The sequence below is a fragment of the Eoetvoesiella caeni genome (assembly GCF_003315175.1).
Lineage (GTDB): Bacteria > Pseudomonadota > Gammaproteobacteria > Burkholderiales > Burkholderiaceae_B > Eoetvoesia > Eoetvoesia caeni.
The window spans coordinates 82195-105436 of record NZ_QNRQ01000003.1 but is presented as its reverse complement, the minus strand read 5'-3'; the positions used below and the strand labels follow the sequence as shown (position 1 = coordinate 105436).

The window sequence follows — 23242 nt, the reverse complement described above, 5'->3', positions numbered from 1 at the left end:
AATCAGGCTTGCTGCAAGGCGGCGTCTTGCGTTGTGTCGCTGCCGCGTTGCTGTTTGCGCTTGCGGGCCATCAGCGATATGGCGCCTGCCGCAATCAACGAAGGAATGCCGACGACCATGAACATGGTGGACATGCCCCAGCCCAGCGCCAGCATCCAGCCTCCGGCCAGAGAGCCCAGCACGGAGCCAATCCGGCCGATGCCCAAGGACCAGCTTACGCCCGTGGCGCGCGATGCTGTGGGGTAGAATGCGGCCGCCAGTGCGTTGGTGCCGACTTGCCCGCCCGAAACGCAGAAGCCCGCGGCAAATACGACGAATACCAGCATGGCTGTGTTGCCGGCGCTGCTTCCTATCAGGGCCGTAAAGACGGCGCCCAGCAGGTAGGTGATGGCCAGCACTCGCTGCGGCGAGTGGCGATCCATGAGGCGTCCGAGAATGATGGCGCCCAGCGTGCCGCCCACCTGGAACATGGCGGTAACCAGCGAGGCATTTTTCAGGGACATCCCGGTATTGTTGATGACAGTGGGCAGCCAGCTCGAAAGCAGATAGATGACCAGCAGCGTCATGAAGACGACGACCCATAGCGCCACGGTGCCGGCACGCAGTTTTGCGCTGAACAATTGCTTGACGGGGAATCCGGTCTGGGGCTTTTCAGCGACGGTGAATGTTGCGCTCGCCAGGTCTTCTTGCGGCGCAATGCGCTGCAATAGCTTTGTGATTCGCTGCGAGGCTCCTTGCTTGATTGCCAGGTAGCGCGCGGACTCCGGCAAGGCAAAGGCCAGGACGGGGACGAGCGCCAGCGGCAGTATGCCGCCCGCGATCAAAACGTAGTGCCAGCCCATGCTGGCCACGATATGCGCGGCGGCGATTCCGCCTAGCGCCGAGCCCAGGGTAAAGCCGCAGAACATGGTGGTGACGAGCACCGAGCGGTGCCGCGCCGGCGAGTACTCGGAGCTAAGAGTAATGGCGGTCGGCATGGCGCCGCCCAGGCCCAGGCCCGTCAGGAATCGCAGTGCGATCAACATCTCCACATTGGTGGACCACGCCGACAATAATGTCATCAGGCCAAAGAAGGCGACGCACACGATCAAGATCGGTTTGCGCCCGTAGCGGTCGGCCAGAGGGCCGAAGAGCAGGGCGCCGCCCATCAGGCCCACCAGGCCAGCACCGAAGACCGGCGCCAGGTGAACAGCGTCCAGCTGCCATTCGGCACGGATGGCGGGCGCAATGAAGCCTATTGCCGCTGTATCGAAGCCGTCGACGGCAACAATGAAGAAGCACAGTATGAGCGTGAGTATTTGAAAGCCTGACAGCTTTTTTTCATCAATAAAGTGTTGGACGTCGATAAAACGTGATGTTGGCATGATGGATAGTATTAGCGGATTTTTAAAGCGAACGATGAACTGGGACGCTATGGGAAGGTAATTTGGTCTGTCGGGCGGTGAATAGGCCCAACGGGCAGGCAAGTGCATCGCGCGGGTTATCCCCGATTGATTCAGAGTACTGATAGTTTGTATGCTTACTATAAGTATACTTCTAACAAGTCATGGCTGAATAAGGGAAAACCCTAGGATCATGGAAAATAGCAAACTGGTTTTCGAAGACGCAAATAGTCTGCCGGGCTATTACATTCGCCATCTGCAGCAGATTTCGGTTGCTATATTCCTGCGTGAAACCGAAGAGTTCGGCATTACGCCCGTGCAGTTTGCCGCACTGCGCTTCGTGGCCGCCAATCCGGATATCGACCAGCGCACATTGGCGGGTGCGGCGGGCCTGGATGCCTCGACCACGACCGGTGTCATCGACAGGCTGGAAGCGCGCAAGCTGCTCGAACGCCAGGCCTCTGCGACGGATCGCCGGGTCAAGCATGTGCGGGTGACGCCTGCTGGCGGCAAGCTGCTCGAAAGGATATTGCCCGCGGTTTCGCATGCTCAGCGTCTTATGCTTGAACCACTGCCGGAAAACGAACGCAAAGAATTCGTACGGATGCTTAGTGTGTTGGTCGAAGGCAACAACGAATTAAGCAGAGCCCCGAAAAACGAGCGCCATGCCTCCCGCTGACCAGCTTAGCCCAGGCTTTCGCCATTGCTCTTGATATAAGCATGCAGAAATTCCGCAAATGCCGCCGCGCCCGGCGACAGCGAACGGTGGCTGGGTGTGAAGATGGAAATCTTGCGCGTGATGATGGGGTCTACCAGGCGGCAGGCATGTAGATTGAAAGCGGGCAGCGAAGGGTGGTTGTTCATAGGCAGTACGCTTACACCCAGGCCGGCGCTGACCAGGCTTAATACGGTCGTGGCGAACGACACTTCATTGACAATATTCAGGTCCAGGCCATGATCGGCCAGGGCCTTGTCTATAAGCCTGCGTATGGGGCTTTTCGCAGCCAGCGCGATAAAAGGCAAGCCCTGCAAGTCGCTCCAGCTTACTTCGTCGCGCTGGGCCAGCGGATGATCATGCTGGAATAAGGCAATGAACCGGTCGTCGAAAAGCCAGTCTTCGTCCAGCCCGTGTTCAAGCTCGTTCGAGGTGCCAATGCCGAAGTCCACATTGCCCGACAGCACGGTGCGCATGATGTCTTCTTCGGCGATGTCGTGCAGGACGAACTGCATGTTGGGGTGGGCCTCTTTGAATTTCTTGAAGGTCTTGGACAGCAGGCCCGACGAAATCACCGTCGAAGCCACAATGCGCACGCGCCCGGTGCGCAAGGACGCCAGTTCGTGCATTTCCGCAATGGCGTTGTCCAGGGTGCCAAGCGTCTTGTCGGCTTCGCCGTAGAAGCGGGCTCCCGCTTCCGTCAGTTCGACCATGCGGGTGTGGCGGTCGAACAGGCGCACATTCAGGCTGTTCTCCAGCTCTTTGATCAGAGTGCTCAACGCCGACTGCGTGATGTGCATTTTCTGGGCGGCCAACGTGAACTGGCCCGTCTGAGCAACATGCAGGAAAGCGCGTAATTGGCGAACCGTTGGATCCATGATGGGTGTGCTGTTTGGTTAATTTATCGAATCATATTATGAATACATCTAAATTAACAATTTGTCTGATAAGTTGCCGTCGGATTAAATAGCAAAACAAGGCAGAATGCCGCCGACTTCTGCTACGGCATCGAATGCCTGATCAAGATATTTGCCAATAGGGGGTACGAATGAAGATGGAAAACGCGGCGCGCGATTATAGCGACCACCCACTCTACAAAACCATGCATCAGTTCTGGCATCCGGTGGCGTATTCGAGCGAGGTGGGCGAAAGCCCCATGCAAGTCGTGCTGCTCGACCAGGCCATTGTTCTTGTCCGGATCGAAGGCAAGGTCGCCGCCCTGGCCGATCGCTGTGCGCACCGCGGCGCGGCTCTGTCCAACGGCATGGTCGTGGACGGTGTGCTTGAGTGTCCTTATCATGGCTGGCGCTACGATGCCGCCGGCCGCTGCGTGAAGATTCCGGCCCGCAACGAACTCGTGGCGGCCATGAAGCCCAGCGTTCCCGCATACGCTGTGTGCGAGTCCGTAGGCATCGTATGGGTCTGCCTGGAGTCCGAGCCGAGGTTTCCCGTACCCGATTTTCCCGAGTATGACGACCCTAGCTACCGTCACATCCAGGGACCGGTTTACGACTGGGAAACCAGCGCACCGCGCCGCCTGGAGAATTTCGTAGATTTTTCGCATTTTGCCTTTGTGCACGACGGCAGCATAGGCAGCCGCTCGCGTCCCGAAGTCGACACTGTCGAGCCCTGGCGTGAAGAGCATGTGCTGCGATTCGAACGCCCCTACATTAAAGAGCCCAGCGTGGGCCAGAAACGCAAGATGCTGGGTATCGAAGGCGACCAGTGGATCGCTGTGGCCAACTCGTATCGCGTGATGCTGCCGCATGCCGTGCATTTGCGCCGTACATTCGAGAACGGCAAGCACTACGTGCTGATGATGGCGGCGTCGCCCGTGTCGGCCACCAAGACTCGCAGTTTTTGGTGGATCAGCCGTGACTTCGGTGTCGAACCCGAACACGATGGCATCTTGCTGGACTTCGAACGAGTAGTGCTGGAGCAGGACAAGCCGGTCATCGAGTCGCAGCAGCCTAAATTGGCGCCCATGGTGGGGGAGGAAGTCCGTCTGGAGCTGCCGGTCGGCGGCGCGGATGCCGTAACGCTGGCGTATCGCCGCTGGTATGTGGAATTGATCCGAGAGTATCAGGCGCGTGGCCAGGCCCAAGGCGTCAAGGCTGCGGCGGCAGTTGCATAACAGGAGCCAGGCATGGATATGAAAGCAAACAAATTGGCTGATAAACGCATCAAGCTGGGTTGCGCTGGCCGGGGGGTGCAGAACTCGGCCCCGGGCAATCCGGTGTCTTTGCAGGAACTGCCGGTCGACACCCAGTTTCGCATGGTGGTCGAGGCGGGGGTGTTCGACTTTTTCGACCGCCTGCCGCTGGCCGATAAAGTCGACGACTACATCAAGGCCGTCGAAAAATACGATTTTCCGGTTTGGGGGTCGGCCTGGACTTACCGCATCGGCGACGAGCCCTTGAAAGTCCTGGAAGGGCATTTGGTCAATTGCGCCGCGACCGGGGTGCGCTATCACAATATGATGGTGCTTACTCACCATGCCAAAGGCCATGTGGTTACCGACGAGGAACTGATCGATCTGTATTTGCGTTCATACGAACTGGGACACAAATATGGAATTGAAATCGGGTTCGAAGTGCACATCCTGATGTGGTCGGAAGATTTCAGGCGGGTGACTCCCGTGGCGAACAAGATCCGCGCCCAGGGCGTTCCGTTCAACTTTGTAATGGACTACAGCCATTGCATCTTCAAGATAGGCAATCCGTCCGAGCAGGACATTTCCGGCATACGCGAAGATGTGGCGGCTGGAAAAGTGGTGCTGGATCCGTTTGAGAAGGGCAATCTGGCCGACGAATGGCTTTCAATGAACATGGTCTGGTGGCAGCAGAACCGGCCCGCCGTGCCCAATGGGCCGGTCAATATATGGGCCAAGGGCGACGACGGTAAACCGGGCCGCGGCGTGCAGTATCCGTTTGTGCGGCCGCGGCCGGGCGAGTGGTACGACGAATGGCATGAATACTTGCTCGAGCCGAGCAAAGAGCTTATTCGCAAGACGTTGCGCTACCACCTGACGCATGACGACAGCCCATTGCAGCTTATGACTGTGGACTACATCAATCTGCCCGACTACGGTTTGGGCGTGCACTACAACACTTACGAAAGTAGCGTCGCCGTGGGCCGTTTTATTCGCGAGACGCAGGCGCAAATCGAAAAGGAACTGCAAGCCCTCAAAGAATCCCAACCGGTCGATTAAGTGGCATGATGCCGGCCGGGGGTGCACAAGAAAAAATTACGAGACAACAACGTCGGCCCGGTTCAAATAAAAGCAAGGCCGGCATGCTTCTAAGGAGTAAGCATGGAGATGGATGCAGCGATCGACGGCGCGGAGCGCGCCAGGATGTCGGCGGATAACCAGCGCGAGCAGGCCGTCGCGCCGGTGGACGAAGTCCTGCCGGCCAATAAACTGTTTTTCTTCGGCCTGCAGCATGTGCTGGTCATGTATGCCGGCGCTATTGCGGTCCCCATACTTATAGGCGGCGCGGCCAAGCTCTCGATGGAGGAAATCGGCTTTTTGATCAGCGCCGATTTGTTCGTCTGCGGCGTTGCTTCCATTATTCAGTCGGTCGGCATCTGGAAGTTCGGCATTCGCTTGCCTTTGATGATGGGCTGTACCTTTGCCGCCGTGCCGCCCATGATGGTCATGGTCAGCAACCCGGAGACCGGCCTGCTTGGCATGTTCGGGGCGATCATAGCCGCCGGCCTCATCACGATGCTGCTGGCGCCCCTGGTAGGGCGCTTGATCAAATTGTTTCCGCCGGTGGTCACGGGCACCGTCATCACGGTGACCGGCCTTAACCTGATTCCTGTCGGGGTGAATTGGGTGGCGGGCAGGGGCCAGGCTGTCGGCGACCCGGTCAATCTGCTCATCAGCCTTATTGTCTTGCTTTCCATCATCACCATAACCAAATACGCCAGCGGGTTCTTGCGCAATGTGGCCGTGCTTATCGGCATCGGCATTGGCTTCGCCGTGGCGGCGATTCTGGGCAAGGTGGACTTCTCGCGCATGAGCAACGCCCATTGGTTCGAATTCATCGCGCCCATGCACTTTGGCGTGCCGCAGTTCGACATCGGCCCTATTATTGCCTTGTCGGTCATCATGATCGTGGTGATGGTCGAGACCACCGGCATGATGCTGGCCGTCGCGGAAATGGTCGGCAAGAAAGTAAATGCCAAAGACATTACCAGGGGTCTGCGGGTCGATGGCCTGGCAACGTTCATCGGCGGTATTTTCAACACCTTTCCCTATGTCACATACTCGCAGAATGTCGGGCTGGTGGGGGTGACAGGAATCAAAAGCCGCTGGGTCTGCGCGGCGGCCGGCCTGATCATGATTGTGCTGGCGTTGCTGCCCAAGCTTTCGATTGTGTTTGCGCTGATACCCCAGTCGGTTCTGGGCGGCGCCGGCATCGTCATGTTCGGCATGGTCGTTGCCACGGGCATCAAGGTGCTGGCCGATGTGAACTATTCAAAAGAAAGCAGCCGCCATAATTTGTTCATTGTGGCGGTCAGCATGGTCATGGGCATGATTCCCATGGTCAATCCAGGAGTATTCAGCAGGCTGCCCCAGTGGCTGTCGCCGTTTACGCACAGCGGTATTGTCCTGGCGGCGCTTACCGCATTGCTGCTGAATTTATATCTGAACGGCTATGACGGTAAACTGTCGGACGACGCCATTGCGCAGCGCGTGGGGTCGTAGTTGCTGAATTTGGCACTGGACACGGACGACAAAATCGTCATATAATCAGGGGCTTTTCGTAATTTATTGATTGCGGGAAGTGTATTTTGCCTTACACATTGAAAAATGAAATGCGCCAAGGTACTTAATACATTTTGATAAGCGACGCGCTGGTTGTACAAGTATTTTCGTTGCATGAAAATCACCTGCCGTCGTATCGAACATAGCTAAAAGCAAAGTCACATCATGCCTAAGATGAAAACCAAGCGGGGCGCTGCCAAGCGCTTCCAGGTCCGTGGTAGCGGGTCGATCAAGCGGGGCCAGGCGTTCAAGCGTCACATCCTCACCAAAAAAACCACCAAGAACAAGCGCCAGCTGCGCGGTTCGGCGGCCGTCCATAAGTCGGACGTCGCTTCGGTCAAGGCCATGTTGCCTTTTGCTTGATTAACGGAGATCCACTACTATGCCACGCGTAAAACGCGGCGTTACTGCCCGTGCCCGTCACAAAAAAGTTATTAAAGCAGCAAAAGGTTATCGCGGCCGCCGCGGTAATGTATTCCGCATCGCCAAACAGGCGGTCATGCGCGCAGGGCAATACGCCTACCGCGACCGCCGCAACAAGAAGCGCACTTTCCGCGCTTTGTGGATCACTCGCATCAACGCGGCTTGCCGCGAGCTGGGCGTTTCGTACAGCGTGTTCATCGCCGGTACGAAAAAAGCCTCGATCGAGCTCGACCGCAAGGTACTGGCCGATATGGCTGTGCATGACAAGGCTGGTTTTGCAGCGGTTGTTGCACAGGCGCAAGCTGCTTTGGCAGCCTAATCGGTTATATATCGGTTGCAGTGTCCGGGGCCGGCAATGGCTCCGGTTCTGTTTTGCTACGAACGGGGCTCTTTGCGGGCTCCGTTTGCATTTGGAAAAGCGATTAATCCATGACTTCTTCGGTTGACGGCCTGATTCTCCAGGCGAAAGAACTGTTTGCCCAAGCCACCGAGGCGGCGGCGTTGGAAAACGCCAAAGCCAAGTTTCTTGGCAAGCAGGGCGCCCTGACCGCCATGCTCAAGGGCATGGCCCAGATGGACCCCGAAACCAAACGCACCGAAGGCGCACGCATTAATCAGCTCAAGCAGCAAATCGAAGGCTTGCTCAACGACCGGCGCGCCGAACTGGCCCAGGCCGAGCTGGACAAGCGTCTGGCTTCCGAGACCATCGATGTTTCCTTGCCTGGGCGCGGCCGCCGCGCCGGGGGCGTCCACCCGGTAATCCAGACTTGGCAACGGGTCGAGGCTATTTTCCAGTCTATTGGTTTCGATGTGGCCGACGGCCCCGAGATCGAGAACGACTGGACCAATTTCACCGCCTTGAACAATCCGGAAAATCATCCGGCGCGTTCCATGCAGGACACTTTTTATGTCGACATGAAGGATGCTCAGGGCTTGCCTTTGCTGCTGCGCACGCATACCAGTCCCATGCAGGTACGTTATGCGCGCATGCACAAGCCGCCCATCAAAGTCATAGCGCCAGGGCGCACCTATCGCGTCGACAGCGATGCAACGCATTCGCCCATGTTCCATCAAGTGGAAGGCCTGTGGATCGCCGAAGACATTTCTTTTGCCGACCTCAAAGGCGTGTACAGCAATTTCTTGCGGGCATTCTTTGAAACCGACGATCTGTCCGTCCGGTTTCGTCCTTCGTTTTTCCCGTTTACCGAGCCGTCGGCCGAAATCGACATGATGTTTACCTCGGGCCCCAACCAGGGCCGGTGGCTGGAAATCTCGGGGTCCGGCCAGGTGCATCCCCAGGTCGTGCGCAATTTCGGCCTGGACCCCGAGCGTTACATCGGGTTTGCGTTTGGTTCGGGGCTGGAGCGCCTGGCCATGTTGCGTTATGGCGTCAACGATTTGCGCCAGTTCTTCGAAGGCGATCTGCGCTTTTTACGCCAGTTCAATCGCTAATTCCTTTACCTGCGCAGTTAAACGGACCTGACTTATTATGCAATTCCCAGAATCCTGGCTACGTACGTTCGCCAATCCCGGCCTCAGCACCGACGAGCTGTCGCACCGCCTGACCATGGCGGGGCTGGAAGTCGAGGAGACCGCGGCGGCCGCTCCTCCTTTTACCGGCATCGTCGTGGCGCATATTGTCGAGATTGCGCCGCACCCCGATGCCGACAAGTTGCGTGTTTGCCAGGTGGACGATGGCTCCGGCTCGCTTTTGCAAATCGTTTGCGGCGCGCCCAACGCGGCCGCGGGGCTTAAAGTGCCTTTGGCGCGCATTGGCGCGCGGCTGCCCGGCGACATGAAAATAAGCAAGGCCAAGATGCGTGGAGTCGAGTCCTTCGGCATGCTGTGCTCGGCGCGCGAGCTGGGTATTTCCCAGGACCATGGCGGCTTGCTTGAACTGGCTGCCGATGCGCAAGTGGGGCTGTCCATACGCGAAGCGCTGGACCTGGACGATACGCTGTTCACGATCAAGCTGACTCCCAACCGCGCCGACTGCCTTTCTATATTGGGCGTGGCGCGCGAAGTGGCGGCGTTGACCGGCGTACCTTTGATCATGCCGGCTTTTGACGCCGTACCGGTCGAGCTCGAAGACCGCCTTGCCGTGGACGTGCAGGCGCCCGATTTATGCGGCCGCTTTGCCGGGCGCGTGGTTCGCGGGGTCAATGCGCGCGCGGCAACGCCCGCCTGGATGAAGTCGCGCCTTGAACGCGCGGGGCAGCGCTCGATCTCGGCTTTGGTCGACATTTCCAATTACGTCATGCTCGAGTTGGGCCGTCCCACCCATGTGTTCGATCTGCAGCGTGTAGACGGCGGTCTGACGGTACGCTGGGCGCGCAGCGGCGAGACGCTGGAACTGCTTAACGGCCAGACGGTGACGCTGGAACCCGATGTCGGCATTGTCGCAGCCGGCGGCATGCCCGAAAGCCTGGCCGGCATCATGGGCGGTGAAGCCAGCGCTGTAACGCTGGACACCACAGACATATACCTGGAAGCGGCTTTCTGGTGGCCCGAAGCCATCATGGGCCGCTCCAAGCGTTTCAAATTCAGCTCCGAGGCCAGCCACCGATTCGAGCGCGGCGTGGATTTCGATTCGATCCCGCAGCACCTGGAACGCATGACCCGGCTGATCATCGATATTTGCGGTGGCCAGGCCGGCCCGATCGACGACCAGATCGTCAATCTGCCGCCGCGGGCCCCGGTGGACATGCGCCTGGCGCGCTGCCATCGCATTCTGGGCGTGCCGGTCGAGCAAAGCGAAGTCGAGCGCATCTTTACCAGCCTGAACTTGCCGTTCACGCTGCAGGACGGCGTGTTCACGGTGACGCCGCCATCGTATCGCTTCGATATTTTCATTGAAGAAGACCTCATCGAAGAAGTGGCGCGTGTCTACGGCTTCGAGCGCATTCCCGACTTGCCACCGCTGGCCAGGGCCGAGATGCGCGTGGCGCCCGAAACCTTGCGCGGGCCACATGCTTTGCGCCGCATCATGGCCGGCCTGGACTACCAGGAAGTCGTCAATTTTTCCTTCGTCGAAGAGGCCTGGGAAACGGATTACGCCGGCAATAGCGACCCTATCCGCCTTTTGAATCCCATAGCCAGCCAATTGGCTGTCATGCGCTCCGGCCTGATAGGCGGCCTGGTCGCGAATATCGTCCATAACGCCAATCGCAAGCAAAGCCGGGTGCGTGTTTTCGAACTTGGGCGCGTGTTTGCGCGCGATGCCTCGGTGGGCGATACCGACTTGACCGTCGCCGGAGTGGACCAGCCGCAACGCCTTGCCGGCGCTGCCTGGGGCCCCGCGGTGGACGAACAGTGGGGTACGCCCACGCGCCATGTCGACTTCTATGATGTAAAAATGGATGTCGAAGTTTTGCTGGGCGAGCAGGCTGGGGGGTTGGTGTGCGTGGCGGCAACGCACCCGGCTTTGCATCCGGGACGCAGCGCACGCCTGGTCCTGGATGGGCGCGACATAGGCTGGCTGGGCGAGCTGCACCCGCGCTTGGCCCAGAAGGCCGAGCTCACGCACGCGCCGGTGGTGTTCGAGGTCGACGTGCAGGCTATTTCCGCCGCCAGGCTGCCGCAGCCGACGGAAGTGTCGCGCCAGCCTATCGTGGTGCGCGACCTTGCGGTATGGGTCGATGTTAAAGTTTCGTATCAGGATTTATTGGGTACGCTGTCCCAAACCATCGCGTCTAATGCTACTCTTAGCGTTATCAAGGACATAAAGCTGTTTGATGTCTGGCGTGACAAGGCAGCGGGCGATGTTTCCGAAAAAAGCATGGCTTTCCATTTTTGGTTGCAAGACCCCGAAGTAACGCTTGACGACGCCCGGGTCGAGCAGTGCATGAGTCTGTTATTACAAGCGCTAGTCAGCGCACACGGAGTGCGCTTGCGCGCATAAGGAACTTAAGCAATGAATTCAGATCCGCGTACGCTAACCAAGGCAGAACTGGCCGAGTTGCTGTTCGAGCGCGTCGGCTTGAACAAGCGCGAAGCCAAAGACATCGTCGACACGTTTTTCGAAGAGATACGTGACTCGCTGGCTCGCGGGGTCGAGGTAAAGCTTTCGGGCTTTGGTAATTTCCAGGTGCGCGACAAGCCGCCGCGTCCCGGCCGCAACCCTAAAACCGGCGAAGTCATTCCCATCGAGGCGCGCCGCGTAGTTACTTTCCATGCTAGCCAGAAGCTCAAGAGCGTGGTCGAATTGACCGGCGGGCGGCCAGCTTCGGCCGGCACAGATTAATCCGGGCGCATGGCGCTGGCATATGCGTTATTCGGCTTTATTCGAGCTGTTCATTAATCGGCCTAAAATCTGCACATGAGTCAACCCGAAACACCTGTTATTTTGCCGCCTATCCCGGCCAAACGTTATTTCACCATCGGCGAGGTCAGCGACCTATGCTGCGTCAAGCCGCATGTGCTGCGCTATTGGGAACAAGAGTTCACGCAGCTCAAGCCGGTCAAGCGCCGCGGCAACCGCCGCTACTACCAGCATCACGAAGTGCTGCTTATCCGCCGCATACGCGACTTGCTTTACGAGCAAGGATTTACGATCAGCGGTGCTCGCAATCGCCTTGGCGACGTACGCGACGCCCCACACGACCAGGATGCCGCGGTGCGCCTAAGCGGCCAGGAGTTCCAGGCCTTGCGCACCGACCTTGTCGCGGTGCGGGACATGCTTGCGCAGGCGCTGGAAGGTTCTTGATCCGCGTATTTCGGCAGTTGGGCGGTTTGACCGCATAGCCGCTTGTCGGCCGTAGCCGGCAAAGACGCTTCGATTTGAAAAACACCCCAAGAAATGGACGTTCATTCCGTTTCTGGGGTGTTTTTCATGGTGCTGTCAGGCACCGTTGCGCTTGGCGGTCAGTTCAGTGCGACCAGCCTTCCGATAAACAGGATCGGCCCCCTGGGCGCTTGCGGCGGCGTTGCTTCGCGCACTTCCTGGGTTATCTCGAAGATCTGCCCCGCCGGCAGCGGGCCTGTGGCGCTGGCCGGCACCGTTGCCGGGGTATTGGGGCTTAGGGCGGCCACCAGGCGTGGCGCTTCAGTGTCCTGTCGGGTCCATAAGTACACGGCGCTGTCCTGGGGCACTTCGATGGCGACTTTGGGCGTCAGGATCAGATTCCCGAGCCTGTCGATAGTGGCGATCCAGCCTGGAGTGGAAGACTGGCCAGGGGCTTGCAGCACGGCGGCCAACTGAGCAGGGGCTTGCGCGGGCGGCTGGGCCATGGAACTGCTTTCTTCAGGCTCGGCCGCGGAAAACGCTGTCGTAGAGTCGGATGTATGCCGTGGCGACAGCATGGCCGTCGCCAGCGCCAGCGCCAGGACAACGGCGATCGCACGCCAAAGCCATAGGCTGGACCAGAAGCCCGCGCGCGGCGCGCTTTGCGCCGGCGCCGCGGTCTTTTTGGCCGGAGCGGTTGCCTGCGGCGGCCTGGACGGCTTGGGCGCCTGCTTCAGAGGCTTCTGCAAGGAGGGCTGCGCCGGCGCGGGGCTTGCCGTTTTTACCGGCGGCACGGCGCTGGGCCGCAACGGTACCGTGGTGTCGTGTCCCAGCGCGGTCTGGATCTGCAAAAGCAGGTCGGCAGGGGGCTCTAGCGGGGGCAGTTGATCGGCCAGCGCCAGGAAGCGGTCTTCCCATTTCAGCGCGCTGATGACGGCCTGGTCGTCGGAGCCGAGCAAGGCGTGCGCCTGGGCGGTTTCGCGCAGATTCAATAAGCCCAGGGCATATTCGGCGGTCAGGAATGGGTGGTTGTTGGTGCTGCTCATGCGGTCTGGGCCTCGAGTATGGCGGCCAATGCCGCATGCACGTGGGTTCTGACCTGTTCTTGCGAAACATGCGTCAGGGCCGCGATCTGTTCGTAGTTAAGGCCGCCGTAATATGCCATGAGCACGGGCAAGCGCTGAGTTTTGTCCAGGCCTTCCAGCGCGCGCACCAGGCTGGGAGTTTTGCCCGCGGCGGGTTGCGAGGGCAGTTCCGCCTGCCAGCCGGTTTTCATTGCCGGCGTGGGGCGGCCAGCCTGGCGCAGGCGGTTCATGATGCGGTAGCGCATGATGCTGTATATCCAGGCCCGGGCGGTGCCGGCCTGCGGATCATAACTGGCGGCGTTTTTCCAGATCAGGACAAAGGAATCGCGAACTATGGCCTGGGCGGCGCTGTTGTCGGCAAGCACGCGTACAGCCAGCGCAAGCATGCAGGGTGATTCCTGATGGTACAAGTCGCGCAGTGCCGCCTGGTTGCCTCGGGCGCAGGCAGCAAGATTGGCTTCGTAATCGAAAGAGTGGGCAGGCATCGAATCTCCAGTGTTTCGGGGGAGCGGTGCATATTGTATTAGGGTTGGCGCCCGGCGTGCGGCCAAGCGCTGCGTTCCAGGCCAAGATACTATACGTGTACCGGCCCATGCGGCCGCCTTTTCAATTGAAAGCATGAAATTCAGCCATACGGGCCCGGCGCCCAAAAACCGCGACGACATCCAGACCATCAAGTCGTTGTTTCCTTATATTTGGCAGTTCAAAGAGCGAGTCTTGCTGGCCATGGGCTGCCTGATAGCCGCCAAGGTCGCCAGCGTAATGCTGCCTTTGTATCTCAAGGACATCGTCGATAAACTGGGCATGCCGCAAACCATGCTGGTATTGCCCGTGGCTGCCTTGCTGGGCTACGGTTTTGCACGCTTGTCGACCAGTGTGTTCGGCGAGCTGCGCGATGCGTTGTTCGCGCGGGTAACCCAGGGGTCGATCCGGCGCATCGCCACCCGCTTGTTCAAGCATTTGTTTGCATTGTCGATGCGCTTTCATTTACAACGCCAGACCGGAGGCCTTAGCCGCGACATCGAACGAGGCACCAAAGGCATAGGGTTCCTGCTTAACTTTACCGTATTCAATGTATTGCCGACTCTGCTAGAGATCGGCATGGTGGCCGCCGTGCTGCTGTGGCGCTATGACTTGTTGTTCGCGGTGGTGACGATAGGTACGATACTGGCCTACATTGCCTTTACGTTGCTGGTAACCGAAAAGCGCATGGTGTATCGGCGCAGCATGAACGACCTGGACAGCAAGGCCAACAGCAAGGCTATCGACGCTTTGCTCAATTACGAGACTGTCAAGTATTTTGGCAACGAGAACTACGAAATCGAGCGCTACGATCGCAACCTGGAACGCTGGGTCGACTCGGCCGTCAAGAACCAGGTCTCGCTGAATTTTCTGAATATGGGGCAGGGCCTCATCATCACCACGGGCGTGACGCTGCTGCTTTGGTTGTCGGCGGCGGGCGTGGTCGCGCAGACCATGACAGTGGGCGACGTGGTCCTCGTTTCGGCCTACCTCACTCAACTGTACGCGCCGCTTAATTTCCTGGGGTTTGTGTACCGTGAAATCAAGCATGCGCTGGCCGATATGGAGCGCATGTTCGGCTTGCTGAAAGAACACGAGGAGGTCGCCGACAAAGCCGGGGCGCCCGACCTGAAGGCAGACCAGGCCGGCATCCAGTTCGAACATGTGGAATTCGGCTACGAGCCCAACCGGCAAATCCTTTTCGATGTGAACTTCTGTATTCCTCCCGGCAAGACTTTGGCTGTGGTAGGCGCTTCCGGGGCGGGAAAGTCGACCTTGTCCCGGCTGATGTTCAGGTTCTACGATGTAAGCGAAGGCGCCATACGCATCAACGGTACCGATTTGCGCGAGGTAAGCCAAGAGAGTCTGCGGCGCCATATCGGCATCGTGCCTCAGGATACGGTGCTGTTCAATGACAGCATTCTGTACAACATTGCCTACGGCAACCCCGACGCGTCCGAAGAGGACATTATCCGGGCCGCCAAGGCGGCGCAGATCCATGATTTCGTCATGAGTTTGCCCGAAGGCTACCAAACCCAGGTTGGCGAGCGCGGCTTGAAACTTTCAGGCGGTGAAAAGCAGCGTGTGGCGATTGCCAGGACCTTGCTCAAGGATCCTCCCATTCTCATTTTCGACGAGGCCACCAGCGCCCTGGATACGCACACAGAAAGAGAAATCCAGGACGAACTGACCCAGATCGCACGAGATCGGACAACTCTGATCATCGCCCACAGACTATCTACGATAGTGGACGCCGACGAGATTCTGGTGCTGGATCACGGCCGCGTGATCGAGCAGGGCTCGCACCGCGAATTGCTGCTTCTGGGCGGCCGTTATGCGCAGATGTGGATGATGCAACAGGCCGGTCAGGACGATGAGGCCGTTGTGCAGGAATAGCCGTGTGTTTCTTGACAGATACAGTACTAAAATGGTACTGTATGGCTAAGCGCGCAAGCTTGTCTCGCGGGCAATTTTAATTGTTTTGATCAACACCAGGCATTTTACCGGCTACGGAATTTTTATGTTGCGTGTCAGCAAAATTATCGACTACGGCACTTTGGTCCTGACCCATATGGCCAGCGAGCCTTCGCGCCATTACAGCGCGGCCGACCTGGCCGGGACGCTGGGAATCGGCCAACCCACGGTCAGCAAGGTGCTTAAAGCGCTAGGGCGCCACGAATTGGTGCGCAGCATGCGCGGCGCGCGCGGCGGCTATGCGCTTAATCGCCCGGCCGCGCAGATTTCCATCGCCCAGGTGGTCGATGCGCTGGACGACCAGCCCTTCGGGCTGACCGAATGCAGCGCAACGCCCGGCGTGTGCAGTTTCGAAGCCGACTGCCGCATCCGCTCGAACTGGATGCGCATCAACAATGTCGTGCGCCGCACGCTTGAAGACATCAGTATCGCCGATATGGCGCAGCCTATATCTATGCATTTTGAACCAGAGGTTTTATCGCATGAAAACAGCGACCGAAAAAATCGACTCGTTCCTTGACAGGGAATATGCGGCCGGTTTCATTACCGACATCGAGTCCGTCACGATACCCAAGGGGCTGTCGGAAGATACCATCAGGCTTTTGTCGGCCAAGAAGGGCGAGCCCGAGTTCATGCTCGAATGGCGCTTGTCGGCTTACCGCCATTGGCTGACCATGACGCCGCCCGACTGGGCCAAGCTGGGTTTTCCCGAAATCGACTTTCAGGACATTATTTACTACTCGGCGCCCAAGTCCAAGGCCGACGGCCCCAAGTCGCTCGACGAGGTCGACCCCGAACTTCTTCGCACCTACGAAAAACTGGGCGTGCCCCTGCACGAACGTGCCCGGCTGGCCGGCGTGGCGGTGGACGCGGTGTTCGACTCGGTTTCGGTGGCAACTACTTTTCGCAAGCAACTGCATGATGTCGGTGTTATTTTCTGTTCGTTTTCCGAAGCGGTCAAAGACTATCCCGACCTGGTCCGCCAGTACCTGGGCACCGTTGTGCCCCAGGGCGATAATTTTTACGCGGCGCTGAATTCAGCCGTGTTTTCCGACGGTTCTTTTGTATACATACCGAAGGGCGTGAAATGTCCGATGGAACTATCCACCTATTTTCGCATCAATGCGCAAGATACCGGGCAGTTCGAACGCACGCTCATCATCGCGGCAGAAGGCGCCAGCGTCAGCTACCTTGAAGGCTGTACGGCGCCCATGCGCGACGAAAACCAACTGCACGCGGCTGTGGTCGAGCTGGTGGCGCTGGACGACGCCAAGATCAAGTACTCGACGGTGCAAAACTGGTATCCCGGAGACAAAGACGGCAAGGGCGGCATCTATAACTTCGTCACCAAACGAGGCGACTGCCGCGGCGCGCGTTCGCATATTTCCTGGACCCAGGTTGAAACCGGCTCGGCCATTACCTGGAAGTACCCCAGCGTGGTGCTGCGCGGCGACGATTCCATTGGCGAATTTTATTCGGTGGCGTTAAGCAATCATCGCCAGCAGGCCGATACCGGCACCAAAATGATCCACATGGGGCGCAATACCACCAGCACGATCGTCTCGAAGGGCATTTCCGCCGGCCACGGCAGCAATACCTTCCGCGGACTGGTGCGCATGACGCCCAAGGCCGAGGACGCACGCAACTACACGCAGTGCGACTCCTTGCTGATCGGCAAGAAATGCGCGGCGCACACGTTCCCCACTATTGAAGTGCAAAACCCCACGGCCCAGGTCGAGCACGAGGCCACGACCTCGCGCATAGGCGAAGACCAATTGTTCTACGCCATGCAGCGCGGTCTGTCGGCCGAAGACGCCGTGTCGATGATAGTCAACGGGTTCTGTAAAGAAGTTTTCAAAGAATTGCCCATGGAGTTTGCGGTCGAAGCACAGAATCTGCTCGGCGTAAGTCTGGAAGGCAGCGTAGGTTGATAAACGAGGTTATACATGCTTGAAATTCGCGATTTACATGCTTCCATCCATAACAAACCAATCTTGCGCGGCCTGAGCCTATCGGTCAAGGCGGGTGAAGTGCATGCCATCATGGGCCCGAACGGCTCGGGTAAAAGCACGCTGTCGCAAGTATTGGCCGGTCGCGACAGCTACCATATCGAGGGCGGCACAGTAACCTGGCAGGGGCAGGACTTGCTTGCCATGCCTGTTGAAGAGCGCGCGCGCTCGGGACTGTTCATGGCCTTCCAGTATCCCATCGAGATACCCGGCGTATCCAATGCGTACTTCCTGAAAACCGCGGTCAATGCGGTTCGCCGCCATCAAGGCTTGCCAGAACTGGACGCCATGGACTTCCTTGCCCGCGTCAAAAGCGAAATGAAAGCCGTCGGCATGAGGGAAGAATTTTTATACCGTTCGGTCAACGAAGGTTTTTCGGGCGGCGAGAAAAAGCGCAATGAAATCCTGCAAATGGCTCTGCTCGAACCGCGCCTAGCCATACTTGACGAAACCGATTCCGGTTTGGACATCGACGCCCTGAAGGTCGTTGCCGATGGCGTGAATCGCCTGCGTTCGCCCGAGCGTTCGCTTATTGTCATTACGCACTATCAGCGCTTGCTTGACTATATCGTGCCCGACTTCGTGCACGTGCTTTCGGCTGGCCGCATTGTCCGCTCCGGCGGACGCGAACTGGCGCTCGAACTCGAAGAGCGCGGCTATGGCTGGCTGGGCGAGGCGGCAAAGCCGGGCAAGCCCGGCCAAGGAGCAGCCGCATGAGTGCGCAAGAATTCTTCGCGGCCGGCTTCAAGTCGGGCTCGGGGGCTTTGGCCGGCGCCAATGTGCCGTGGCTGGCGGCACTGCGCCAGCGCGCTTTCGACCGATTCATGCAGGAAGGATGGCCGGTCAGCCGGCAAGAGAACTGGCATCACACTTCGTTGGCCGCGCTCGAGCAGCACGAGTTTGCCGCGGCGCAAGCGTCAGCCACTGTTCCCCAGGCCTTTTTGCAGACATTGCGCAACGGCGAGGCGGGACACTGGCTGGTGTTTGTCGATGGGCGTTATGCGCCGAACTTATCCGAGGTCGGCGCCTTGCCGGCGCGTGTGCGTATTGCTCTGCTTTCTGAAGCGCTGGCGGCGCATCCCGAGTATCTGCAAGAACACATGGGTACAGAAAGCGACGGCTCCAGCACGGATGCGTTGAACCTGGCCATGGCCGGCGACGGCGTTTGCCTGCACATCCCCAAGGACGTGCACGTCGATTTGCCCATACATGCGGTTTTTATCGCCGTTTCCAAGCAAGCCGCCAGCTTTTCGCGCAACGTGGTGGTCCTGGAAGAGGGCTCGCAGGCAACGCTGGTCGAACACTATCTGGGCGAGGGCGCCGGCGCATCCCTGAACAGCAACGTGTTGCGCGTGTCGCTGGCCCCCAAAGCCAAGCTTGTCCACCTTAAGTTGCAACAAGAAGACGAACAGGCTTTCCACCTGGGCGCAAGCGACGTCGCCCAGGCCCAGGGCTCTAGCTATGTTTCGCATTCGATGTCGTTCGGAGCCCGCCTGGCTCGCCACGATATTCTCACGCGCTTCAATGGCGAACACTGCGAAACCCTGCTTAACGGTCTTTATTATGTAAACGGACGCCGGCACGTCGACCATCATACGTATATCGACCATGCCAGCCCGTTCGGCGTCAGCCACGAATACTATCGCGGTATTTTGGCCGATACATCCCGGGGTGTATTTGCCGGACGCATACACGTTGCACCCGGGGCGGACGGCACCGATGCCATCCAGCGTTCGGACAGCTTGCTGCTGTCGCGCCTGGCCCGCGCCGATACGCGCCCCGAACTGGAAATTTACGCCGACGACGTCAAGTGTGCGCATGGTGCTACCGTGGGCCAGCTCGACGAAACCAGCATGTTCTACCTGCGTTCGCGAGGGCTGGACGAGGCCCACGCCCGCGGTATCCTGATTTACGCATTCGCCGCCCAGGCCATCAACCGGATCGAAGCCGAGCCCTTGCGCAATCGGGTTACCCGCGCCATCCGAAGCCTATTGCCGGGCCACGAATTGATAGGGAGCATGACATGAACGCGCCGGCTTATTTTCACGCCGAATCGCTCGACATGGGCAACAAGGCGGACTTTCCCATATTGTCGCGCCTGGTGCACGGCAAGCGGCTGGTCTACCTGGATAACGGCGCCACTACGCAAAAGCCGCAGTCGGTCATCGAGGCCGAACGCCGCTTTTACCAAGAATCCAACGCCAATATTCATCGCGGCGTGCACTGGCTTTCGCAGCACGCAACCGACTTGTACGAGCAGGGGCGCGAACGCGTGCGGCAGCTTCTCAATGCCGCTCAGGCCAATGAAATCGTCTTCACGCGCGGTACGACCGAAGCCATTAACTTGGTTGCGCAAAGCTGGGCGTGTTCCAAGCTTTCGCCCGGCGACGAAATTATCCTCAGCGGTCTGGAGCATCATTCCAATATCGTGCCGTGGCAACTGGCGTGCGAACGCACGGGGGCCAAGACTAAAGTCATTCCCTTGAACGATCAGGGCGAACTGGACCTGCAGCAGTACAAGCAGATGCTTGGCCCGCGCGTGCGCTTGGTCGCCATTGCACATATCTCGAATGCGCTGGGCACCATCAATCCGGTTACCGAAATGACCCGGCTGGCGCACGATGCCGGCGCGCTGGTTTTGGTCGACGGGGCCCAGGCGGTGGCGCACCAGCCGGTGGATGTCCAGGAAATCGGCTGCGACTTCTATGCCTTTTCCGGCCATAAACTCTACGGGCCTACTGGTATAGGTGCGCTGTACGGGCGTTACGACCTGCTGCAGGCCATGCCGCCCTGGCAGGGCGGAGGCGACATGATCCGCACAGTCAGTTTCGAGCGCAGCACCTATGCCGACGCGCCACAACGATTCGAAGCCGGTACTCCTAATATTGCCGGCGTAGTGGGCCTGGCCGCGGCCATCGACTATGTGCTGGATATCGGGCTTGAGCGCATTGCTGCGCACGAAGGCGCTTTGCTCGACTACGGCACCAAAGCCTTGCAGGCCGTCAGCGGCGTGCGTCTTATAGGCACCGCCGCCGACAAGGCCGGCATACTTTCTTTCGTCGTCGACGGCATTCATCCGCATGACCTGGGCACCATCCTGGACACAGACGGCGTGGCAATACGCGCCGGACACCACTGCGCCATGCCGGTCATGACGCGGTTCGGCATTCCGGGCACGGCAAGGGCTTCGCTTGCCCTGTACAACAACCGGGACGATATCGATGCGCTGGTCAAAGCCATCGGCGCGGCACAGACAATGTTTGGAGTGGAGCGGTAAGCATGGCCGATATGCAGCAAGATTTACGCGAGCTTTACCAGGAAGTCATCTTCGATCACAACCGGCATCCTCGCAATTTCCATGCGATGGAAGACGCCAGCCACGCGGCCGACGGCTACAACCCCTTGTGCGGCGATCAACTTACCGTATATCTGAAGGTGCACAACGGCATAGTCGAAGAGGCCAGTTTTGTCGGGCACGGTTGTGCCATTTCAACGGCGTCGGCCTCGCTCATGACGGAAGCGGTCAAGGGCAAGCCGCTGGCCGAGGTCGAGTCATTGTTTCAGGACATGCACGCCATGTTGACGCAGGCGCACCCTGAAGGCCGCGATTTCGGCAAGCTGGAGGTGCTGTCCGGCGTACGCGAATTTCCCGCCCGGGTAAAGTGCGCCACGCTGGCCTGGCACACTTTGCACAATGCATTGGCCGGCATGCGCGATACCGCCCACACGGAATAGAAGGAAGCAAACCATGCATCACGAAAGAGAGCAAATCGAGGTTAGCCGAGACTGTCCTGCAGTCAGCGTTCCTTATGGGGCGCCGGTCACCATAGAAAAGGGCTGCATGGCCCAGATAACGCAAAAGCTGGGCGGCAGCTACACGGTTTATGTGGATGGCAACTTATACCGGGTTGAAGGCGTGGACGCCGATGCCCTGGGGTTCGAGCCCACCGAAGCCGTGAATACGCCGGTCATGCCAGAGGGCCCGCTTAGCGCGGAATCCGTTCGCGACATGGCCTGGAGTCTGCTGGCAACGTGCTTCGACCCCGAAATTCCCGTCGACATCGTCAATCTGGGGCTGGTGTACCGCTGCGAGGTAGAGACGCTGGGGCCGGACGACTACCGCATCGATGTGGACATGACCTTGACCGCCCCCGGCTGCGGCATGGGAACCATGATTGCCGACGAAGCCAGGGTCAAGCTGCTGTCCATACACGGCGTCAGCGATGTCAATGTCAATCTGGTCTGGGATCCGCCCTGGGGGCGCGAGATGATGAGCGAACTGGCGCGCCTTGAAATGGGCATGATGTAGCCGCAGCCACAGGGCGCGGCGCGGATTCGGTTTTTATTTACGCTGCTGACTTGTCTTCGTCGTTCTGGTTTAAGTCCGGGTTGCCGCCTATCGATGCCCAACCCAGCTTGGCTCCGCGCGAAATGGCCGCATATACCGCCGCATTGCGATTATGGACGTTCAGGCGCTGATACAAGGTTTCAGTGTGGGCCTTGGCCGTGGCGACCGATATGTTCAGATGCCGCCCCACCATTTTCATGGGATAGCCGCGTGCCAGCAGGACCAGGACTTCGTATTGGCGCGGTGTAAGGCCCAGCATTGCGGATTCTTCGCAAGCTTTCTTGAGCGGCCTGGGGGCGCTTTCAGCCAAAGCCCATTTGGCTTCTTCGTATTGGACCAGGTTGCGCTCGGCTTCGCTGGCGGTCCAGGAAGGCGATGGCGGAAAACAGGTGCCGCCGGCCAGAACCAGGCGGGTAGATGCTTGCAGGACCTCGGGTGCGGCGTTTTTCAGGACGTGGCCGGCCACCAGCTTGGGCAATGGCCGTATCCGCGCCTGAACGTTATTGTTTTCCGACAGCAATATTATGGAGCGCGGATCGTACCTGCGCTGTGTGGCGTCAATTAGGTCGTCGACGTCTTCGGCAACGCATACCGACAGTAAAACCAGGTCGCTTTGGCGTTGTTCGGCATGGGGCTGCGTTAGACTTGAATAATCGAACCCTTCAAGATTAATATCAGGCTCTACACTGGAGAGCAGCTGAACAATGCCCATTCTTAAAATGGCATGCGGCTCGACGACGATAATGGTTGTCATACTTCGTTCCCCTAGCACCGGCGTCATCGACGCATGCATGACAGCCGTCGGCTGGACAGGATTCTTGTACTTGATCGTTCACGGTTTGTTTTCCATATCACTGGCCGGCGCCTTCAACCCAAGCGAGTCCTCGGCGCAAAGCATGGCGCCCACCTTGCAGACACTGCTCATCTACCTGACCATTGCGGTTTTCAATGCCATGCTTTTTACCGTATGGGGTACGTACCGAAAGCGGATTTTCCCCGAATTGCATCGCGCCGTCAGCCGCGGTGTGCCCAATAATGAAATTACCGCGGCGAAGTTCGCCATCACCGACACGCAGGTACATGAGGTCCAGGACAGCCAGGTCACGGTCATCCATCACCGGGACGACGGCGAGATAGCGGCCGTGATAACCGACAAGTCGCGCATACCGCCAGTAAGCAATGCCGACTACTTCGATGCTGCGCACATTGCCTGACAGGCACCGCCACCTTCAGGATCGAACGGCCGTGTACTGCGGCCGTTTTTATTTCCAACAGAATGCAACACGG

Annotated in this window: 24 protein-coding genes; 19 read left to right on the top strand and 5 right to left on the bottom strand. The window is 58.8% G+C overall.

The window, feature by feature from the left end:
• Positions 1 to 2: 2 nt before the first annotated feature.
• Positions 3 to 1364, bottom strand: a complete 1362-nt coding sequence (locus DFR37_RS07070) for an MFS transporter (RefSeq protein WP_113932856.1) — start codon at positions 1362 to 1364, stop codon at positions 3 to 5.
• 211 nt (positions 1365 to 1575) lie between these two features.
• Here DFR37_RS07070 and DFR37_RS07065 point away from each other — a divergent pair, with 211 nt between their 5' ends.
• Complete coding sequence (locus tag DFR37_RS07065) at positions 1576 to 2061, top strand: MarR family winged helix-turn-helix transcriptional regulator (RefSeq protein ID WP_113932534.1); 486 nt, start codon at positions 1576 to 1578, stop codon at positions 2059 to 2061.
• 5 nt (positions 2062 to 2066) lie between these two features.
• Here the strand turns inward: DFR37_RS07065 and DFR37_RS07060 are convergent, their stop codons facing one another.
• Positions 2067 to 2975, bottom strand: a complete 909-nt coding sequence (locus DFR37_RS07060; protein WP_113932533.1) for a LysR family transcriptional regulator — start codon at positions 2973 to 2975, stop codon at positions 2067 to 2069.
• A 170-nt stretch (positions 2976 to 3145) separates the two neighbouring features.
• Here DFR37_RS07060 and DFR37_RS07055 point away from each other — a divergent pair, with 170 nt between their 5' ends.
• The 9 genes from DFR37_RS07055 (at position 3146) to DFR37_RS07015 (ending at position 11999) form a co-directional block, all read left to right on the top strand.
• Entirely contained in the window at positions 3146 to 4231 is a 1086-nt protein-coding gene (locus DFR37_RS07055) for an aromatic ring-hydroxylating dioxygenase subunit alpha (RefSeq protein WP_113932532.1), read from the top strand.
• Between the two features lie 12 nt (positions 4232 to 4243).
• The gene (locus tag DFR37_RS07050) at positions 4244 to 5308 is read left to right on the top strand and encodes a xylose isomerase (protein ID WP_242341760.1); all 1065 of its coding nucleotides are present in this window, start codon (positions 4244 to 4246) and stop codon (positions 5306 to 5308) included.
• A 102-nt stretch (positions 5309 to 5410) separates the two neighbouring features.
• Positions 5411 to 6811: a nucleobase:cation symporter-2 family protein gene (locus tag DFR37_RS07045; protein ID WP_242341761.1), complete on the top strand. Its 1401-nt coding sequence runs from the start codon at positions 5411 to 5413 to the stop codon at positions 6809 to 6811.
• 225 nt (positions 6812 to 7036) lie between these two features.
• Positions 7037 to 7234, top strand: a complete 198-nt coding sequence (gene rpmI, locus DFR37_RS07040) for a 50S ribosomal protein L35 (RefSeq protein WP_113932531.1) — start codon at positions 7037 to 7039, stop codon at positions 7232 to 7234.
• 19 nt (positions 7235 to 7253) lie between these two features.
• Positions 7254 to 7613 carry a 50S ribosomal protein L20 gene (rplT, locus tag DFR37_RS07035; RefSeq protein ID WP_113932530.1) on the top strand — a complete coding sequence of 120 codons (360 nt, stop codon included), beginning with the start codon at positions 7254 to 7256 and terminating at the stop codon, positions 7611 to 7613.
• Positions 7614 to 7723: 110 nt separating this feature from the next.
• Positions 7724 to 8746, top strand: a complete 1023-nt coding sequence (gene pheS, locus DFR37_RS07030; protein WP_113932529.1) for a phenylalanine--tRNA ligase subunit alpha — start codon at positions 7724 to 7726, stop codon at positions 8744 to 8746.
• A 37-nt stretch (positions 8747 to 8783) separates the two neighbouring features.
• On the top strand, positions 8784 to 11195 hold the full coding sequence (gene pheT / locus DFR37_RS07025) for a phenylalanine--tRNA ligase subunit beta (RefSeq protein WP_113932528.1): 2412 nt from the start codon (positions 8784 to 8786) through the stop codon (positions 11193 to 11195).
• Between the two features lie 12 nt (positions 11196 to 11207).
• Positions 11208 to 11537, top strand: a complete 330-nt coding sequence (locus DFR37_RS07020) for an integration host factor subunit alpha (RefSeq protein ID WP_113932527.1) — start codon at positions 11208 to 11210, stop codon at positions 11535 to 11537.
• A gap of 75 nt (positions 11538 to 11612) precedes the next feature.
• The gene (locus DFR37_RS07015) at positions 11613 to 11999 is read left to right on the top strand and encodes a MerR family transcriptional regulator (protein ID WP_113932526.1); all 387 of its coding nucleotides are present in this window, start codon (positions 11613 to 11615) and stop codon (positions 11997 to 11999) included.
• A 158-nt stretch (positions 12000 to 12157) separates the two neighbouring features.
• Here the strand turns inward: DFR37_RS07015 and DFR37_RS07010 are convergent, their stop codons facing one another.
• On the bottom strand, positions 12158 to 13063 hold the full coding sequence (locus DFR37_RS07010; protein ID WP_113932525.1) for an anti-sigma factor domain-containing protein: 906 nt from the start codon (positions 13061 to 13063) through the stop codon (positions 12158 to 12160).
• A complete protein-coding gene (locus tag DFR37_RS07005) occupies positions 13060 to 13587 on the bottom strand; it encodes a sigma-70 family RNA polymerase sigma factor (protein ID WP_170139848.1) in 528 nt (175 codons plus the stop codon). Before DFR37_RS07005 ends, DFR37_RS07010 begins: the two co-directional genes overlap by 4 nt.
• Positions 13588 to 13720: 133 nt before the next feature.
• On the opposite strand from DFR37_RS07005, the gene DFR37_RS07000 reads away from it, so the two are divergent.
• The 8 genes from DFR37_RS07000 to sufT all read left to right on the top strand — a co-directional run bounded on the left by DFR37_RS07000 (position 13721) and on the right by sufT (position 21916).
• The gene (locus DFR37_RS07000; protein WP_113932524.1) at positions 13721 to 15520 is read left to right on the top strand and encodes an ABCB family ABC transporter ATP-binding protein/permease; all 1800 of its coding nucleotides are present in this window, start codon (positions 13721 to 13723) and stop codon (positions 15518 to 15520) included.
• Between the two features lie 124 nt (positions 15521 to 15644).
• Positions 15645 to 16118 (top strand): SUF system Fe-S cluster assembly regulator, encoded by a 474-nt coding sequence (locus DFR37_RS06995; protein WP_113932523.1) that lies wholly within the window; start codon positions 15645 to 15647, stop codon positions 16116 to 16118.
• Positions 16081 to 17529: a Fe-S cluster assembly protein SufB gene (gene sufB, locus DFR37_RS06990; protein WP_113932522.1), complete on the top strand. Its 1449-nt coding sequence runs from the start codon at positions 16081 to 16083 to the stop codon at positions 17527 to 17529. Before DFR37_RS06995 ends, sufB begins: the two co-directional genes overlap by 38 nt.
• Positions 17530 to 17544: 15 nt before the next feature.
• Entirely contained in the window at positions 17545 to 18324 is a 780-nt protein-coding gene (gene sufC / locus DFR37_RS06985; protein WP_113932521.1) for a Fe-S cluster assembly ATPase SufC, read from the top strand.
• Positions 18321 to 19634 carry a Fe-S cluster assembly protein SufD gene (sufD, locus tag DFR37_RS06980; protein WP_113932520.1) on the top strand — a complete coding sequence of 438 codons (1314 nt, stop codon included), beginning with the start codon at positions 18321 to 18323 and terminating at the stop codon, positions 19632 to 19634. The genes sufC and sufD overlap by 4 nt, the downstream gene beginning before the upstream one ends.
• A complete protein-coding gene (locus tag DFR37_RS06975; RefSeq protein WP_113932519.1) occupies positions 19631 to 20884 on the top strand; it encodes a cysteine desulfurase in 1254 nt (417 codons plus the stop codon). The genes sufD and DFR37_RS06975 overlap by 4 nt, the downstream gene beginning before the upstream one ends.
• A gap of 11 nt (positions 20885 to 20895) precedes the next feature.
• Complete coding sequence (gene sufU, locus DFR37_RS06970) at positions 20896 to 21342, top strand: Fe-S cluster assembly sulfur transfer protein SufU (protein WP_180148058.1); 447 nt, start codon at positions 20896 to 20898, stop codon at positions 21340 to 21342.
• 13 nt (positions 21343 to 21355) lie between these two features.
• Positions 21356 to 21916, top strand: a complete 561-nt coding sequence (gene sufT / locus DFR37_RS06965; protein ID WP_113932517.1) for a putative Fe-S cluster assembly protein SufT — start codon at positions 21356 to 21358, stop codon at positions 21914 to 21916.
• A 37-nt stretch (positions 21917 to 21953) separates the two neighbouring features.
• Here the strand turns inward: sufT and DFR37_RS06960 are convergent, their stop codons facing one another.
• Positions 21954 to 22709 carry a response regulator transcription factor gene (locus DFR37_RS06960; protein WP_170139847.1) on the bottom strand — a complete coding sequence of 252 codons (756 nt, stop codon included), beginning with the start codon at positions 22707 to 22709 and terminating at the stop codon, positions 21954 to 21956.
• Here DFR37_RS06960 and pgaD point away from each other — a divergent pair.
• Positions 22699 to 23169 carry a poly-beta-1,6-N-acetyl-D-glucosamine biosynthesis protein PgaD gene (gene pgaD / locus DFR37_RS06955; RefSeq protein WP_170139846.1) on the top strand — a complete coding sequence of 157 codons (471 nt, stop codon included), beginning with the start codon at positions 22699 to 22701 and terminating at the stop codon, positions 23167 to 23169. The genes DFR37_RS06960 and pgaD overlap by 11 nt on opposite strands.
• Positions 23170 to 23242: the final 73 nt, after the last annotated feature.